At 60.8% G+C, this 17,165-nt stretch carries 13 protein-coding genes and 2 tRNA genes; 13 read left to right on the plus strand and 2 right to left on the minus strand.

The genetic code is table 11. The features are described 5' to 3' along the window. Nucleotides 1-12 precede the first annotated feature (12 nt). The 4 genes from HBJ59_RS10040 to HBJ59_RS10055 all read left to right on the plus strand — a co-directional run bounded on the left by HBJ59_RS10040 (nt 13) and on the right by HBJ59_RS10055 (nt 4,789). On the plus strand, nt 13-327 hold the full coding sequence (locus HBJ59_RS10040; protein ID WP_218585816.1) for an MGMT family protein: 315 nt from the start codon (nt 13-15) through the stop codon (nt 325-327). A 43-nt stretch (nt 328-370) separates the two neighbouring features. Continuing rightward, nucleotides 371-1,912: an AmpG family muropeptide MFS transporter gene (locus tag HBJ59_RS10045; RefSeq protein WP_076015371.1), complete on the plus strand. Its 1,542-nt coding sequence runs from the start codon at nt 371-373 to the stop codon at nt 1,910-1,912. Between the two features lie 187 nt (nt 1,913-2,099). Continuing rightward, a complete protein-coding gene (locus HBJ59_RS10050) occupies nt 2,100-3,815 on the plus strand; it encodes a proline--tRNA ligase (RefSeq protein ID WP_076015372.1) in 1,716 nt (571 codons plus the stop codon). Between the two features lie 20 nt (nt 3,816-3,835). Continuing rightward, nucleotides 3,836-4,789 (plus strand): hypothetical protein, encoded by a 954-nt coding sequence (locus tag HBJ59_RS10055; RefSeq protein WP_076015373.1) that lies wholly within the window; start codon nt 3,836-3,838, stop codon nt 4,787-4,789. Between the two features lie 115 nt (nt 4,790-4,904). On the opposite strand, the gene dinB is transcribed toward HBJ59_RS10055, so the two are convergent. Continuing rightward, complete coding sequence (dinB, locus tag HBJ59_RS10060) at nt 4,905-5,963, minus strand: DNA polymerase IV (RefSeq protein ID WP_076015374.1); 1,059 nt, start codon at nt 5,961-5,963, stop codon at nt 4,905-4,907. Between the two features lie 291 nt (nt 5,964-6,254). On the opposite strand from dinB, the gene HBJ59_RS10065 reads away from it, so the two are divergent. The 4 genes from HBJ59_RS10065 to HBJ59_RS10080 all read left to right on the plus strand — a co-directional run bounded on the left by HBJ59_RS10065 (nt 6,255) and on the right by HBJ59_RS10080 (nt 10,824). Then, nucleotides 6,255-6,331 (plus strand) — tRNA-Met (locus HBJ59_RS10065). Nucleotides 6,332-6,538: 207 nt separating this feature from the next. Continuing rightward, nucleotides 6,539-6,615 (plus strand) — tRNA-Met (locus tag HBJ59_RS10070). 280 nt (nt 6,616-6,895) lie between these two features. Then, on the plus strand, nt 6,896-9,538 hold the full coding sequence (mprF, locus tag HBJ59_RS10075; RefSeq protein ID WP_076015375.1) for a bifunctional lysylphosphatidylglycerol flippase/synthetase MprF: 2,643 nt from the start codon (nt 6,896-6,898) through the stop codon (nt 9,536-9,538). Further along, on the plus strand, nt 9,538-10,824 hold the full coding sequence (locus HBJ59_RS10080; protein ID WP_076015376.1) for a virulence factor family protein: 1,287 nt from the start codon (nt 9,538-9,540) through the stop codon (nt 10,822-10,824). Before mprF ends, HBJ59_RS10080 begins: the two co-directional genes overlap by 1 nt. 54 nt (nt 10,825-10,878) lie before the next feature. On the opposite strand, the gene HBJ59_RS10085 is transcribed toward HBJ59_RS10080, so the two are convergent. Then, nucleotides 10,879-12,780, minus strand: a complete 1,902-nt coding sequence (locus HBJ59_RS10085) for a potassium transporter Kup (RefSeq protein ID WP_076015377.1) — start codon at nt 12,778-12,780, stop codon at nt 10,879-10,881. Between the two features lie 301 nt (nt 12,781-13,081). Here HBJ59_RS10085 and rimO point away from each other — a divergent pair, with 301 nt between their 5' ends. From rimO to tsaA, 5 genes are all read left to right on the plus strand, one after another. Continuing rightward, nucleotides 13,082-14,422: a 30S ribosomal protein S12 methylthiotransferase RimO gene (rimO, locus tag HBJ59_RS10090; RefSeq protein ID WP_076015378.1), complete on the plus strand. Its 1,341-nt coding sequence runs from the start codon at nt 13,082-13,084 to the stop codon at nt 14,420-14,422. 103 nt (nt 14,423-14,525) lie between these two features. Beyond that, nucleotides 14,526-14,999 (plus strand): GNAT family N-acetyltransferase, encoded by a 474-nt coding sequence (locus HBJ59_RS10095; protein ID WP_076015379.1) that lies wholly within the window; start codon nt 14,526-14,528, stop codon nt 14,997-14,999. Nucleotides 15,000-15,070: 71 nt separating this feature from the next. Beyond that, nucleotides 15,071-15,781 carry an rRNA pseudouridine synthase gene (locus HBJ59_RS10100; RefSeq protein ID WP_167663475.1) on the plus strand — a complete coding sequence of 237 codons (711 nt, stop codon included), beginning with the start codon at nt 15,071-15,073 and terminating at the stop codon, nt 15,779-15,781. Between the two features lie 77 nt (nt 15,782-15,858). Next, nucleotides 15,859-16,326 (plus strand): DUF1456 family protein, encoded by a 468-nt coding sequence (locus tag HBJ59_RS10105; protein WP_076015381.1) that lies wholly within the window; start codon nt 15,859-15,861, stop codon nt 16,324-16,326. After that, nucleotides 16,323-17,018 (plus strand): tRNA (N6-threonylcarbamoyladenosine(37)-N6)-methyltransferase TrmO, encoded by a 696-nt coding sequence (tsaA, locus tag HBJ59_RS10110; protein WP_167663476.1) that lies wholly within the window; start codon nt 16,323-16,325, stop codon nt 17,016-17,018. Before HBJ59_RS10105 ends, tsaA begins: the two co-directional genes overlap by 4 nt. Nucleotides 17,019-17,165: the final 147 nt, after the last annotated feature.

The following is a 17,165-nucleotide window of genomic DNA, read 5'->3' on the forward strand; positions in this document are numbered from 1 at the left end:
AGCCCCGCTGAAATGCGTCGCACCGTGCTGTACCTGACCCTCGCCCAGGTGCCTGAAGGCTGCGTAATCAGCTACGGGGAGCTGGCGCAGCTCGCCGGTTTGGGTCGCGCCGCACGTTGGGTAGGGCGCACCCTGAGCCAACTGCCCGAGGACACCAAATTGCCCTGGCACCGGGTGTTGGGTGCCGGTGGTCGGATAAGTCTGCCGGTGGGCAGTGCCTCAGGTGACGAGCAACGTGTGCGTTTGCGCGGCGAAGGCGTCAGCATCGTGAACAATCGTGTTGATATTCAGCGTCATGGCTGGCGCCCGGTAGAGCACAGCGGTTAGAGTGCGCGCTTTATTTGCGTAATTCTGAGGCAGACTCCAGCCCATGCCCCGTAAAACCTGGCGCGCCGCGCTCGCCGCCTATGCCAGCCCCTCGACGTTAGTGCTGCTGTTGCTCGGCTTTGCTGCCGGCATGCCTTACATGTTGGTGTTCTCGACGCTCTCGGTGTGGTTGCGTGAGGCCGGTGTGGCCCGCGAAACCATCGGTTACGCGAGCCTGATCGGCCTGGCCTATGCCTTCAAGTGGGTCTGGTCGCCCTTGCTTGACCAATGGCGCCTGCCGCTGCTCGGCAAGCTCGGACGTCGTCGATCCTGGTTAGTCTTGTCCCAGACGCTGGTTATCCTTGGATTGATCGGCATGGGCTTTTGCGATCCGCAAAAGCACCTGTCCTGGCTGATCGCTATCGCGGTAATCGTCGCCTTCGCTTCCGCCACTCAAGACATCGCCGTAGACGCCTACCGCCTGGAAATCGCCGACGACAGCCGCCAGGCTGCGCTGGCCGCCAGCTATATGTCCGGCTATCGAATTGCGGCCCTGCTGGCGACGGCCGGCGCACTGTTTTTCGCTGAAGGCTTTGGCTCCACCGGCTTCAATTACAAGCACTCGGCATGGACCGGCACCTACGTGCTGTTTGGTGTGCTGATGGTGCCCGCGCTGCTGACCACGCTGCTGATGCGCGAGCCCAATGTGCCACTGCGCACCCAACTGCAGGCCGGGCGCTACAGCTTTGCTCACCAGTTAGTCTCGGTGTTCGTGTTGATTGTGCTGCTGGTCTCGGTGCCGGCGATGTTTACCCAGCTGTACAACACAGACTTCGCCAGCGTGCTGTTCCAGGGCGTGAGCCTGCTGGATCTGCTGCTGGAAGACCGCGCGTTCCTGCGGGCCATCCTCTATATCATCCTCACCACCCTGTGCCTGTCGACCATGGGCCGCCGGGGCCTGGCGCCGGTGCTCACACCGGTCAACGACTTTATCCTGCGCTACCGCTGGCAGGCCCTGCTGCTATTGGGGCTGATTGCCACCTATCGCATGTCGGACACGGTAATGGGTGTCATGGCCAACGTGTTCTATATCGACCAGGGTTTCACCAAGGACCAGATCGCCGGCGTCAGTAAGGTCTTCGGCCTGATCATGACCCTGCTGGGTGCCGGCATGGGCGGCCTGCTGATCGTGCGTTTCGGGATCCTGCCGATCCTGTTTATCGGTGGCATTGCATCGGCCGGCACTAACCTGCTGTTCGTGATGCTCGCCGACATGGGCCCGGACCTGCAGATGCTGATTTTCACCATCTCCCTGGATAACTTCAGTTCCGGCATGGCAACCTCGGCGTTTGTTGCGTACCTGTCGAGCCTGACCAACCTGAAGTTCTCCGCCACCCAATACGCGTTGCTCAGCTCGATCATGTTGCTGCTGCCACGTTTGATCGGCGGGTATTCGGGGGTGATGGTCGAGAAGTTCGGTTACCACAACTTCTTCTTGATCACCTGCCTGCTGGGTGTGCCGACGCTGCTTCTGATTGCCTTGCACTGGTTCCAGGAAAGCCGGCGGATTCGGTTGAATCCTCCCGAGGACACCTCCCCGCTGTAGGAGCAAGCTTGCTCGCGAAGCACTCACAGGCACCGCGTTTATCCCGGTTTCCCGTGTAATCGTTGACGATCTTCGCGAGCAAGCTCGCTCCTACAGACAGCTCTGCATCCTGATGCCTGTACGTCGGCGGCAAGCGCCCGTACAATCCAACGTCATTTCAAGTCCAAGCAACCGACAACGGCCTACCATGCGCACCAGTCAATATTTGCTCGCCACACAGAAAGAAACGCCTTCCGACGCGGTCGTGATCAGCCACCAGCTGATGCTGCGCGCCGGCATGATCCGCAAACTGGCCTCGGGCCTGTACACCTGGCTGCCCATGGGCTTGAAGGTGATGCGCAAGGTCGAAGCCATCGTTCGTGAAGAAATGAACGCTGCCGGCTCTCTGGAAGTGTTGATGCCGAGCACCCAACCGGCTGAGCTGTGGCAGGAATCCGGGCGCTGGGAAGAGTACGGCCCTGAATTGCTGCGCTTCAAGGACCGTCATGGCCGCGACTTCTGCGCCGGCCCGACCCACGAAGAAGTGATCACCGACCTGATGCGCAACGAGTTGAGCAGCTATAAACAGCTGCCCCTCAACCTGTATCAGATTCAGACCAAATTCCGTGACGAAATCCGCCCACGCTTCGGTTTGATGCGCGGCCGCGAATTCATCATGAAGGACGCCTATTCGTTCCACCCGGACCAGGCGTCCCTGCAAGTCACCTACGACCGCATGCACACCGCTTACTGCAACGTGTTCACCCGCCTGGGCCTGAAATTCCGCCCGGTTGAAGCCGACAACGGCTCCATCGGCGGTGCCGGTTCCCACGAATTCCACGTGCTGGCAGAGTCCGGTGAAGACGACATCGTGTTCAGCAACGGTTCCGACTACGCGGCGAACATCGAGAAAGCCGAAGCCGTGCCACGGGAAACCTCCCGCCCTGCGCCAAGCGAAGAGCTGCGCCTGGTGGACACGCCTGAGACCAAGACCATCGCAGCCCTGGTGGAGAAATTCAATCTGCCGATTGAAAAGACCATCAAGACCCTGATCGTGCGCGCCGAGGAAGAAGGCAAGCTGATCGCCCTGGTGATCCGCGGCGACCACGAGCTCAACGAAATCAAGGCCGCCCAGCAGCCAGGCGTTGCCAACCCGCTGGTCATGGCCACCGACTCAGAACTGCGTGACGCGATTGGCGCCGGCGCTGGCTCCCTGGGCCCGCTGAACCTGCCACTGCCGATCATCATCGACCGTTCGGTTGAGCTGATGAGCGACTTCGGCATCGGTGCGAACATCGATGACAAGCACTACTTCGGCGTGAACTGGGAACGTGACCTGCCGGTTCCGACCGTGGCCGACCTGCGCAACGTGGTTGCCGGCGACCCGAGCCCGGACGGCAAGGGCACCTTGGAAATCAAGCGCGGCATCGAAGTCGGGCACATCTTCCAGCTGGGCAACAAGTACAGCAAGGCGATGAAGTGCGAAGTGCTGGGCGAGAACGGCAAGCCGATCACCCTGGAAATGGGCTGCTACGGCATTGGTGTTTCCCGCGTGGTTGCGGCTGCCATCGAGCAGAACAACGACGAGAAAGGCATCATCTGGAGTGACGCCCTCGCGCCGTTCCAGGTAGCCTTGGTACCGCTGCGCTACGAAACCGAGCAAGTACGCGAGGCCACCGACAAGCTGTACGCCGAACTGACGGCGGCCGGTTTTGAAGTGCTGCTGGATGATCGGGACAAGAAAACCAGCCCGGGCATCAAGTTCGCCGACATGGAACTGATTGGCATCCCGCACCGGATCGTGGTCAGTGACCGCGGCCTGGCCGATGGCAATCTGGAATACAAGAGCCGGACCGAAGCCGAAGCCCAACCGTTGCCGGTGGCTGACGTGCTGTCTTTCCTTCAGGCGCGTATTCGTCGCTGAAAACCATATCAAGAGTCGTCATGTTCAAGCGAAACACCATAGCCCTGGGGGGCGCCACGTTATGTGGCGCCCTGCTGGTCAGCGGCTGCGCCAACCAGATGTCGCAACGCAGCGAGCACGAGGAACGTGTCGAGCGCAAATTGCTCGATCACAGCCTGCAGATCGACGTGGGCGAACCCAAGGTGCTGGAGCTGCCGCAACGCCGGGTGCGCATTCACGAGCAAAAGACCTTTGAGGTCACCGAATTCGAAGTCACCCGTCGTTACGACCGCTACACGCCCTACCAGCCTTGGCGCAAACTCTATGAGATGCCCCTCGGCGCGGTCGCGCTCGTGGCGGGCGTCGGCGCCAACGTGGCGAATATCTTTGCCCTGGGCAACTTGCCTGCCAGCGTGACCCGTGACTGGCTCAGCTACGGCGTGGACGGGATCAACCCGTTCATGAACGTGCAATCCCATGGTCGGGCGCAACAGAACCTGGCGGGCATCGATGAAGTCCAGCGCGACAAGCGTGTGGAGTATTCGAGCCTGCCCTGGAGCGAGCGCCCGGTACAGGTGACGGCCGGCAAGCAAACCCATGAACTGACCACCGACCGTAACGGCGTGCTGCGCCTGAACCTGCTGGACAGCCCGTTTGCCGAGCAGGATTTGAATCGCATCAGCATCCTGAAAATCAGCGTTGAAGATGCCCAGGATGACGTGCACTCGGACTCATCCCTGGCCGTCAGCAGCACCTTGCGCAGCAAATTGCTCGAAGCTCACGGGTTGATCTACGACGACCTCGAAGACGATGAAGTCAACGAGTGGGTGCACCGGGTCAAGCGCCTGTCGGAGTTGGGCCTGGAAGAAGAAGCCAGCGAGCTGGAACAAAGCCTGATCGAACTGACCCGCAATGATCCGGAGTTGCAGCAGGAATTCTTGCAGGCATTGACCAAGGATGCGGGTCGGCTGGTGGCGGATCCCGGCGCACGCTGAAGCCATTAAATGTGGGAGCGGGCTTGCTCGCGAATACGGTGTGTCAGTTGATGCATATGCTGGCTGACACGCCGTATTCGCGAGCAAGCCCGCTCCCACATTTGGTTTCCGGTTTCTACCAGGGGAATTGGAGCTGCTCGTTGCCGCTGCTCAAGTCCAGCAAACGCACACCTATTCCCAACAATCGCACCGGCTTGCCGCCACGATTGAACGCCTGGGTCAGCAACTGCCGGTAACTCTCCAGATCCCGCCCTGCCCCGGCTTGCTCCAGGGTGGTTTGGGTAAAGTCGTGAAACTTCACTTTGACGAACGGCTTGCCCGCCCGATAGCTGCTGTCGATGCGCGCCATGCGTCCGGCCAGGGTGTCCATCAGCTCCGGCAGCTTTTCCAGGCAACTGGGCAAGTCCGGCAGGTCGACATCGTAGGTGTTTTCCACACTGATGGATTGCCGGCGGCTGTCGTTCTGCACCACACGGTCATCGATCCCACGGGCCAAGCTCCAAAGCCGCTCGCCGAAGCTGCCAAATTCACGCACCAGCGCCAGCTTGTTCCACTCTCGCAGTTGCAGGCAGTCTTCGATCCCCAGCCGCGTCAGCTTGTCGGCCGTTACCTTGCCCACGCCGTGGAGCTTTTTCACCGGCAGCGCCGAGACAAAGTCTTCCACCTGATCGGGGGTGATCACAAACAGTCCGTTGGGTTTTTTCCAGTCACTGGCGATCTTGGCGAGAAACTTGTTCGGCGCCACGCCTGCAGAAACGGTGATGTGCAATTGATTGGAGACCCGCCGGCGAATGTCCTGGGCAATGCGCGTGGCGCTGCCGCCGAAATGCGGGCTGTCGGAGACGTCGAGGTAGGCTTCGTCCAGGGATAACGGTTCGATCAGGTCGGTGTAGTCGCGAAAGATCGTCTGGATTTCCTTGGATGCTTCTTTATAGGCGTCCATGCGCGGCTTGACGATGGTCAGGTCCGGACACAGCTTCAACGCGTGCCGGGACGACATGGCCGAACGCACACCATAAGCCCGCGCCTCATAGTTGCAGGTGGCGATCACACCGCGACGGTCTGCCGAGCCGCCAACCGCCAGGGGCTTTTGCGCCAGAGTCGGGTCGTCGCGCATCTCGATGGCGGCGTAGAAGCAATCACAGTCGACGTGGATGATTTTGCGCTGCGTCATATATAAGGCAGTGGTTCTGGGCAGAAAACGAACAGGCGGGCAGTATCTCATTCACACCTGTATATAGCACCAGTAGTTTGAATCTTCCGCCTAAGCGGTAGGAAAATTCGTAGATGAATTCATTTTCTCAATCGAAACACACCCCCCAATAGAGCTGAAAGCCTCGGCCAGACTGGCCCCGCGGCCTATCAAGGGGCCACCTTGGAGAGCTAACCGATTGAACCACAAGCGCTTTTCTTTGAATCAGCGGTTGACACACTCGCGTTCCTCTGTAGAATGCCGACACACAGACGCGGGATGGAGCAGTCTGGTAGCTCGTCGGGCTCATAACCCGAAGGTCGTCGGTTCAAATCCGGCTCCCGCAACCAAACATCAAAAAAGGCTACTCGAAAGAGTGGCCTTTTTTGTGCCTGTCTGTTTTAGCCCCTCTTTTCGATTGTCTGACAAAAATCCTTTCCCAATCGCGCACTTACCGCGCGTGCGTGACAATCCGACGCTAATTTGCACTTATTTGACCCATCGTTCGATTAACGGTTGACACCCTGCCGTTGCTCTGTAGAATGCCGCCACACAGACGCGGGATGGAGCAGTCTGGTAGCTCGTCGGGCTCATAACCCGAAGGTCGTCGGTTCAAATCCGGCTCCCGCAACCAAACATCAAAAAAGGCTGCTCGAAAGAGTGGCCTTTTTTGTATCTGACGAAAAAGTCCTTTTGAAACAATGGCATGGCATCTTTCATGAAACCGTACACGGTTTGTAGAGTCCATCTCATTGCAAGCTATGCTAAGTCTTCAAGCACTGTCCTTCTACGACCAATGGGCGCTGTCGCTGCACTTCGCGATACGCGTTAATATTTGTAATTATTTTGTCCATAGGGATTGGTAACTTGGCTGGATACCTCCATCCTGTCGCGCACAATCCACGAGGTGATTGATGCGCGCCAACTCGTCTGAACCACAAGACACTGTCACAGCGACACAACCGATCACTCCCACCCGTTTGCGCTGGCTGGATCTGTTGAGCAAATACCGCCAGCCCATCGGACTGGCCGTCACTTTGTTGCTGTTCGCAATCGCCCTTATCGCCTGTCGCCACCTGCTGCTTGAGCTGGACCTGTACGCGCTCCACGATTCGATCCTGGAAGTGCCGAAGCCCGCCCTGCTGGGCGCATTCGGTGCCGCTGTCGCCGGCTTTATCATTCTGTTGGGCTATGAATTTTCCGGCGCCCGCTATGCCGGCGTGAAGCTGCCTGCCAAGACCTTGGCCTACGGCGGCTTTACCGCTTTCGCCATTGGCAATGCGATTGGCCTGTCGATGCTCTCGGGCGGTTCGGTACGCTACCGTTTATATGCACGGTATGGCATCGGCGCCTCCGAAGTGGCCCGCATGACCGTGTTTGCCAGCTTGGCCCTGGGTTGCGCCCTGCCGCCACTGGCTGCCCTGGCCACCCTGAGCAACCTGCCCGCCGCGTCCAGCGCGCTGCATTTACCCGCGAGCCTGCTGGGTGGTGTCGCTGGCGCCGTACTGTTGTTGACGGCGGCACTGTGCATCGGCATCTATCGCCGCCGGCTGCCGGAACAACCTTACCCGGACAACCTGCTGGTCAAGGCCGGACGCCGCACCTTGCGCCTGCCGGGCCGTCGCCTGACCTTTCTGCAACTGATCATCACCGCCCTCGACGTCGCCGCTGCCGCCACCGTGCTGTATATGCTGCTGCCGGAAGCGCCACCCTTTGGCCCGTTCCTGCTGGTGTACCTGCTGGCCCTGGCCGCCGGCGTGCTCAGCCATGTACCGGGCGGCGTCGGGGTGTTCGAAGCGATCCTGCTGGCCGCCTTTGCCGACAAGCTCGGCGCCGCGCCACTGGCCGCCGCATTGCTGCTGTACCGGATGATCTATGTGGTGCTGCCACTGTTGATCGCCTGTGTATTCCTGCTGGTCAATGAAGCCCAGCGCCTGTTCCATACACAGCAAAGCCTGCGGGCGGCATCGGGCCTCGCTGCACCGATCCTGGCCGTACTGGTTTTTTTGTCAGGCGTGGTCCTGCTGTTTTCCGGCGCAACCCCGGAAATCGACTCACGCCTGGAAAACATCGGCTTCCTGATTCCTCATCGCCTGATTGACGCTTCGCACTTTGGTGCCAGCCTGATCGGCGTGCTTTGCCTGCTCTTGGCCCAGGGCCTGCGTCGCCGGTTGTCCGCCGCGTGGATGCTGACCATGGTGCTGCTGCTGACGGGCGCCCTGCTCTCCTTGCTCAAGGGTTTCGACTGGGAAGAAGCCAGCCTGATGACCATGACGGCGGTGCTGCTGGCGATCTTTCGGCGTTCGTTCTATCGCGCCAGCCGCCTGACCGAACTGCCCTTCTCGCCGCTGTATCTTGTTGCCAGCGTGTGCGTGCTCGGTGCGTCGATCTGGCTGCTGTTGTTCGCCTACCAGGACGTGCCCTACAGCCATCAACTGTGGTGGCAGTTCACCCTCGACGCCAACGCCCCGCGTGGCTTGCGCTCGCTGCTGGGCGCTGCCGTGGTGCTGGTGGTGGTCTCGCTGACCTGGCTGCTGCGTACCGCGCGCCCGATCATCCATCTGCCGACCCCCGAAGAGCTGGAGCGCGCCACCAAGATCCTGATGAACTCGGCGCAACCCGACGGCGGCCTGGCGCTGACCGGCGACAAGGCCCTGCTGTTTCACCCCAACGACGAAGCGTTCCTGATGTACGCTCGTCGCGGCCGCAGCCTGGTGGCTTTGTATGACCCGATCGGCCCGACCCTGCAACGGGCCGAGATGATCTGGCAGTTCCGTGACTTGTGCGACATTCACCATGCGCGCCCGGTGTTCTACCAGGTGCGGGCAGAGAACCTGCCGTACTACATGGACATCGGCCTGACCGCGATCAAGCTGGGTGAAGAAGCCCGGGTCGACCTGAAACGCTTTGACCTGGAAGCCAAGGGCAAAGAGATGAAGGACCTGCGCTACACCTGGAACCGCGGGACCCGAGATGGCCTGTCCCTGGAGATCCACGAACCCGGCCAGGCACCGATGGAGGAGCTGAAAGTCATCTCCGACGCGTGGCTGACCGGCAAGAACGTGCGGGAAAAAGGCTTTTCCCTTGGACGATTCAGCGACGACTACCTCAAGCACTTTCGTATTGCGATCATTCGCTTCGAAGGGCGCCCGGTAGCGTTTGCGAACCTGCTTGAGACCTACAGCCACGACCTGGCCAGTCTCGACCTGATGCGTGCGCACCCGGACGCGCCGAAACTGACCATGGAATTCATGATGGTCGGCTTGATTCAACATTATAAAAACCATGGCTACGCCCGCTTCAGCCTCGGCATGGTGCCGTTGTCGGGCCTGCAACCACGACGTGGCGCCCCGCTGACCCAACGCCTGGGCTCGATGGTGTTCCGCCGTGGCGAGCAACTGTATAACTTCCAAGGCTTGCGCCGCTTCAAAGACAAGTTCCAGCCTGACTGGGAACCCCGTTATATGGCCGTGCCCGCAGGACTTGATCCGCTGGTGGCACTGGCCGACACCGCCGCCCTGATTGCGGGCGGCTTGACTGGATTGGTGAAACGCTGATGATTCGACGCTCCTGGCGGTATGTATTGGCATTTTTGGTGGTACTGGCACTGATCGTTGGTGGCGGCTACTGGTACTGGAACCGCCCTGCACCGCAACCGACTCTGGAACAACTGCCACAGGCGGACGGCACGGTCCTGACCCGCGTAACCCCGGGCACCGCGCCCAAGGCACGTGTAGCCGTGGCCGTGCTGGCCGATGAAACCCTGACCGACAGCCAACTGATCGCCCTCAGCCAGGGCGGCGCAGCGCAGATCGTCCAGGTGATCCTGCCCAAGGACGACTGCAAGTTGCAGGAACAAGCCCTGCAAACCGCCCTGGGCCAGCTTGCCGGCCCGGCGACCCTGGTCAGCGGCATCGGCCCTGGCGCAGCCCTGGCCTGGCGCTGGCTGGCCGCGCAGAACGACGACAAGGCGAATGCCATTTCCGTAGGTTTCGCGCTGGCACAACCTGGCTGCAACGACCCGCTGCCGAAAACCTCGGCCCACGGCAACTGGCTGGTGGCCTGGAACGATAACCCTGACGATGATGCCGCCAGTTTCGTACGCGATACACCGCGCGCCACCACCAGCATCAGCGACTATGACGTTCACTACCCGCAAGTGCTGAACAACGAGCTGCGCAAGCAACTGGTGGGCTCGGACAACGGCGGCCTGGCAATCCCGGTCGTCGAAGTGCCAGCTGGCCAGGCCAAGGACACCGTCACCCTGTTCCTCTCCGGTGACGGCGGCTGGCGGGACCTGGACCGCGACGTGGCCGGTGAAATGGCCAAGATCGGCTACCCGGTGGTCGGCATCGATACCCTGCGCTACTACTGGCAGCACAAGTCTGCGGAACAAAGCGCCAAGGACCTCGCCGAGCTGATGCAACACTACCGGCAGAAATGGGGCACCAAGCGCTTCGTGCTGACCGGTTACTCGTTCGGCGCCGACGTGTTGCCGGCCATCTACAACCGCCTGCCGGAAAACGAGCAGCAGCGTGTAGACGCAATCATCCTGCTGGCCTTCGCCCGTACCGGCAGCTTCGAGATCGAGGTGGAAGGCTGGCTGGGCAACGCCGGCAAAGAAGCCGCTACCGGCCCGGAAATGGCCAAGCTGCCAGCCGACAAGGTGGTGTGCATCTACGGTGCCGAAGAAGTCGACGAGAGTGGCTGCACCGACAAGACGGCAGTCGGTGAGGCCATGAAGCTGCCTGGCGGCCATCACTTCGACGAGAACTACCCGGCGCTGGCCAAGCGTTTGGTAGATATCATCGAGAAGCGCCAGGGCAAGACCCCGGCCGAATAAGCGCCCACAAAAAAGCCCCCGCTGCCGCAAGGCACCGGGGGCTTTTTGTTGGGCTTACATTTCTACCTGGGTACCGAGCTCGATCACCCGGTTAACCGGCAGCTTGAAGAAGCGCAGGTTGCCGTTGGCGTTCTTGAGCATGAAGGCGAACAACCCTTCGCGCCAGCGCGCCATGCCCTTGATGCGGGAGGCGATCACCGTTTCGCGGCTGAGGAAGTAGGTGGTGCGCATCGGGCTGAAGTCCAGGTCATCCAGATGGCACAGCTTCAGCGCCTCGGGCACGTCCGGCTCGTCGGTAAAACCGAAGTGCAGGATCACGCGGAAGAAGCCTTCGCCGTAGGAATCCACCTCAAAACGGCGCGAGACGGGCACACGCGGAATGTCTTCGTAGACCACCGTCAACAGCACCACTTGCTCGTGCAATACCTGGTTATGCAGCAGGTTGTGCAACAGCGCATGGGGCACGGCGTCGGGCCGCGCGGTGAGGAATACCGCAGTGCCCTGCACGCGGTGAGGCGGCTGCACGCGGATACTGCTGATAAAGATCGGCAACGGCAGGCCACCTTCGTCGAGGCGGTCTACCAGCAGCTGCTTGCCGCGCTTCCATGTGGTCATCAGCACGAACAGCACAATCCCCGCGAGTACCGGGAAGGCGCCGCCCTGGACGATCTTCGGCACGTTGGCCGCGAAGTACAGCCCGTCCACCAACAGGCAGCAGACCAGGACCGGCACTGCGAATATCGGTGGCCATTTCCACAGCAGCAGCATGACTGCCGACACCAGGATGGTGGTCATCAGCATGGTGCCGGTCACCGCTACACCGTAGGCCGACGCCAATGCGTTGGAGGACTCGAAACCCAGCACCAGCAGGATCACGCCGACCATCAGCGACCAGTTCACCGCGCCGATGTAGATCTGACCCTGTTCGGCACTGGAGGTGTGCTGGATATGCATGCGCGGGATGTAACCCAGCTGGATAGCCTGGCGGGTCAGGGAGAACGCGCCGGAGATCACCGCCTGGGACGCGATCACCGTGGCCAGGGTGGACAACACCACCAGCGGGATCAGCGCCCAACTCGGCGCCAGCAGGTAGAACGGGTTGCGCGCGGCTTCAGGATCGCCGAGCAGCAGGGCACCCTGGCCGAAATAATTGAGCACCAGTGCCGGCAACACCAGAATGAACCAGGCACGGGCGATGGGCTTACGGCCGAAGTGGCCCATGTCGGCGTACAGCGCCTCGGCACCGGTCAACGCCAGCACCACCGCGCCAAGGATGGCCACGCCAATACCCGGGTGAGCCTCAAAGAAACGCACGCCCCACATCGGGTTCATGGCGTTGAGTACTTCCGGATGCTGGGTGATGCCATAGGCGCCGAGGCCGCCCAGCACCAGGAACCAGGTCACCATCACCGGCCCGAACAACTTGCCGATGCGATCGGTGCCATGCTTCTGGATCAGGAAAAGGGCCACCAGCACCACCAGGGCGATCGGCACGACCCACTTTTCCAGGCCATCGAACGCCAGCTCCAGACCTTCCACCGCCGATAACACGGAAATCGCCGGAGTGATCATGCTGTCGCCGTAGAACAGCGCCGCGCCGCACAGGCCACATACGACCAGGAAACTGCGCAATCGCTTGCGCTCACCTGCCGCCCGTCGCGCCAACGCGGTCAAGGCCATGATGCCGCCTTCGCCCTGGTTATCGGCACGCAGCACGAACAGCATGTATTTGATCGATACCACCCAGATCAGCGACCAGAAGATCAGCGCCAGGATCCCCAGCACACCGTCATGGTTGACTTGAACCCCATAGCCGCCGGTAAACACCTCTTTAAGGGTGTAGAGCGGGCTGGTGCCGATATCGCCGTAAACCACCCCCACTGCCGCCACCAGCATGCCGATCGGCTTTGCGTTGGACTGCTCGGCACCTGCTGCCTGACTACTTGCCTGACCCATCAACCACTCCTGCCCTTTGACCTGCGGTCTTTTATAAACAGCGCGCCTGCTGCGGGCGCCTATGCTGTCCACAGCATGCGCTGTTTTACTTCTCGTTACAGACGATTTATTGACCGAGGAAATTCACTCAGGTGCAACGGCGCGAAGCATAGCGCAGCACTCGTCGTATTTCCCTGCATAAAGCTGGTCAAGTGCGTTGCCCGTCGATAGAATTGCGCACTTTTTGATCAGAGGCGTGCCAAACGCCCATCCGCCACCTTTCGTGCACGACGGGCGGCGTCATTCAATACCGAGGTTAGACATGTCCACCACCATCGCAAAAGCCAACCCCAAGGTCGGCTTTGTATCCCTGGGTTGCCCAAAGGCTCTGGTCGACTCCGAACGCATCCTTACCCAACTGCGCATGGAAGGTTATGACGTCGTGTCCACCTACCAGGACGCGGACGTGGTGGTGGTCAACACCTGCGGCTTCATCGACTCGGCCAAGGCAGAGTCCCTGGAAGTGATTGGCGAAGCCATCAAGGAAAACGGCAAGGTGATCGTCACCGGCTGCATGGGCGTGGAAGAAGGCGCCATCCGCAACGTGCACCCGAGCGTGCTGGCCGTGACCGGTCCGCAGCAGTACGAGCAAGTGGTCAACGCCGTGCACCAGGTAGTGCCGCCGCGCCAGGACCACAACCCGCTGATCGACCTGGTGCCGCCGCAAGGCATCAAGCTGACCCCGCGCCACTATGCCTACCTGAAGATTTCCGAAGGCTGCAACCACAGCTGCAGCTTCTGCATCATCCCGTCGATGCGCGGCAAGCTGGTCAGCCGTCCGGTGGGCGACGTGCTGGACGAGGCCCAGCGCCTGGTCAAATCCGGCGTGAAAGAGCTGCTGGTGATCTCCCAGGACACCAGCGCCTACGGCGTCGACGTCAAATACCGCACCGGTTTCTGGAACGGCGCGCCGGTGAAAACCCGCATGACCGAACTCTGCGAAGCCCTGAGCAGCCTCGGTGTATGGGTGCGCCTGCACTACGTTTACCCGTACCCGCACGTTGACGAGCTGATCCCGCTGATGGCCGCCGGCAAGATCCTGCCGTACCTGGACATCCCGTTCCAGCATGCCAGCCCGAAGATCCTCAAGGCCATGAAACGCCCGGCTTTCGAAGACAAGACCCTGGCGCGCATCAAGAACTGGCGCGAGATCTGCCCGGAACTGATCATCCGCTCCACCTTCATCGTCGGCTTCCCCGGCGAAACCGAAGAAGACTTCCAGTACCTGCTGGACTGGCTGACCGAGGCCCAGCTGGACCGCGTCGGCTGCTTCCAGTACTCCCCGGTGGAAGGTGCTCCGGCCAACCTGCTGGACGCTGCCATCGTGCCGGACGACGTCAAGCAGGACCGCTGGGAGCGCTTCATGGCGCACCAGCAGGCCATCAGCTCGGCGCGCCTGCAACTGCGCATCGGCCGTGAGATCGAAGTACTGATCGACGAAGTCGACGAGCAAGGCGCGGTTGGCCGTTGCTTCTTCGATGCGCCGGAAATCGACGGCAACGTGTTCATCGACGATGCCAGCGACTTGAAGCCGGGTGACAAGGTCTGGTGCACCGTGACCGACGCCGACGAGTACGACCTGTGGGCTGAAAAGCGCGCATAAGATGTAAAGAATTGAAAAAGCCCTGCCTCTGGACAAGATGCGGGGCTTTTTTAGGTCTATCGTTTGGCCCATCAGCGCCAAACATCAGCAAGGGGCAGCGGGCATGCGTCAGCATTCGGTTATCCATACACCCAAATCCAGCGACTATCAGGAACTGACCCGTATCTGGGAGGCATCGGTGCGAGCCACCCATGATTTCCTGCCGGACAGTTACATCGAGTTGCTGAAAAACCTGGTGCTGACCCGCTACCTCGACGCGGTAATGCTGATCTGCACCAAGGACTCGCGCCAGCGCATCACCGGGTTTGCCGGAGTGGCAGCGGGCAAGGTCGAGATGCTGTTTATCGATCCCGAGCACCGTGGCCAGGGCCTGGGCCGGCAATTGCTGCGCTATGCCATCGAGTCCATGAACGCCGACCAACTCGACGTCAACGAACAGAACCCGCAGGCCCTGGGTTTTTACTTCAAGCAAGGCTTTGAGGTGATCGGACGCACGGACCATGACGGCATGGGCCAGCCTTATCCGTTGCTGCACATGCGTTTGCGCCAGGCCCAGCAACAGGCGCGTCGCGGCTAAATGAAATGGAGCCGGGATTAACCGGCGCCACACAGGTACAATAGCCGCCCCCTTTTGTTTCGGCCCTTGTCATGACTGAACCCCTACGCCTCTCCAAACGCCTCATCGAACTGGTCAGTTGCTCCCGTCGGGAGGCTGAGCTGTTCATCGAAGGCGGCTGGGTCACGGTGGACGGCGAAGTGATCGACGAGCCGCAGTTCAAGGTCACCACCCAGAAGGTCGAGCTTGACCCTGAGGCCAAGGCCACTGCGCCGGAGCCGGTGACCATCCTGTTCCACACGCCTGCCGGTGTGGATGCCGAGACGGCCATGGCGTCGATCAACGCCGAGACCCTGTCGGAAGAACACCGCTTCAGCAAGCGCCCGCTCAAAGGCCACTTCCTGCGCCTGACCGCCAGCAGCGACCTGCAAGCCAAGGCCAGCGGCCTGTTGGTGTTCACCCAGGACTGGAAGATCCTGCGCAAGCTGACCGCTGACGCGAACAAGATCGAACAGGAATACGTGGTGGAAGTGTCCGGCGACATGGTCGCCCACGGCCTGAACCGCCTCAACCACGGCCTGACCTACAAAGGTAAGGAATTGCCAGCGGTGAAAGCCAGCTGGCAGAACGAGAACCGCCTGCGCTTTGCGTTGAAAAACCCGCAACCGGGTGTGATTGCCTTGTTCTGCGAAGCCGTTGGCCTGAAAGTCGTCGCCATTCGACGCATCCGCATTGGCGGAGTCTCCATCGGCAAAGTGCCGGTAGGCCAATGGCGTTATCTGTCCGGCAAAGAAAAGTTCTAAGACTTTTTTCGCCGCCGAATCTCTCGATACCGCCTGCCTGGGCGGTGTCCACAGTTGAATGACCAGGATTGCCCACCATGATTCACAACGACGTACTACGCAGCGTGCGCTACATGCTCGACATCAGCGACAACAAGATGGTCGAGATCATCAAGCTCGGCGGCATGGAAGTCACCAAGGACGACCTGCTGACCTACCTCAAGAAAGACGAGGAAGAAGGCTTCGTGTTCTGCCCTGACGAAGTCATGGCGCATTTCCTCGATGGCCTGGTGATCTTCAAGCGCGGCAAGGACGAAACCCGTCCACCGCAGCCAATCGAACTGCCGGTGACCAACAACATCATCCTGAAGAAACTGCGCGTGGCCTTCGAACTGAAGGAAGACGACATGCACGCGATCCTCAAGGCTTCGGAGTTTCCGGTGTCCAAGCCTGAGCTGAGCGCGCTGTTCCGCAAGTTCGGCCACACCAACTACCGCACCTGCGGTGACCAGTTGCTGCGCAACTTCCTCAAGGGCCTGACCCTGCGCGTTCGCGTAAGCCCGTGACCTACACCGTCTCGCCCATCGGCTTTGTCCGCTCCTGTTTCAAGGAGAAGTTCGCCATCCCGCGCCAGCCACAACTGGCGCCCGCCGCCCGAGGCGTGCTGGAACTGGTGGCGCCGTTCGACCAGGGTGAGGCGGTGCAGGGTTTGGAACAGGTCAGCCATGTGTGGCTGCTGTTCCTGTTCCACCAGGCACTGGAGGACAAGCCCCGCCTGAAAGTGCGCCCGCCGCGCCTGGGGGGCAACAAGTCCATGGGCGTATTCGCTACTCGCGCGACCCACCGGCCGAATGGCATTGGCCAATCGGTGGTCAAGCTGGACAAGGTGGAGGACGGCCGCCTGTGGATATCCGGCATCGACCTGCTGGATGGCACACCGATTCTCGATATCAAGCCGTACGTGCCGTACGCAGACATCGTTGACACCGCGACCAACAGCATCGCCAGCGCTGCGCCACAGCTGATTCCCGTGCAGTGGCTGAAGACTGCGCTGCAACAGGCACAAGGCCACGCTCAGCGCCTTGACGAGCCATTGGTGGCGTTGATCGAGCAGTGTCTGGCGCAGGATCCACGGCCGGCGTACCAGACGCCGGGGCCAGAGCGGGAATACGGGGCGCAGTTCTGGGATGTGGACGTGCGGTGGCACTATCCCGAGGCCGGGATGATTTGTGTGCTGGAAGTGATTGCTGCCAAGTAAATCCCGAAAACAAAAAAGCCCGCGCTGCCTTTACAGGCAGCGCGGGCTTTTCTTTGGCGACTCAGTCACCTGTAGGAGCGACCTTGCTCGCGAAGAACGCAAGTACCGCGCTAATCCAGGATACCCGCATTATCGTTAACGTTTTTC

This window comes from Pseudomonas sp. AN3A02 (assembly GCF_011765255.1).
Taxonomy (GTDB): Bacteria; Pseudomonadota; Gammaproteobacteria; order Pseudomonadales; family Pseudomonadaceae; genus Aquipseudomonas.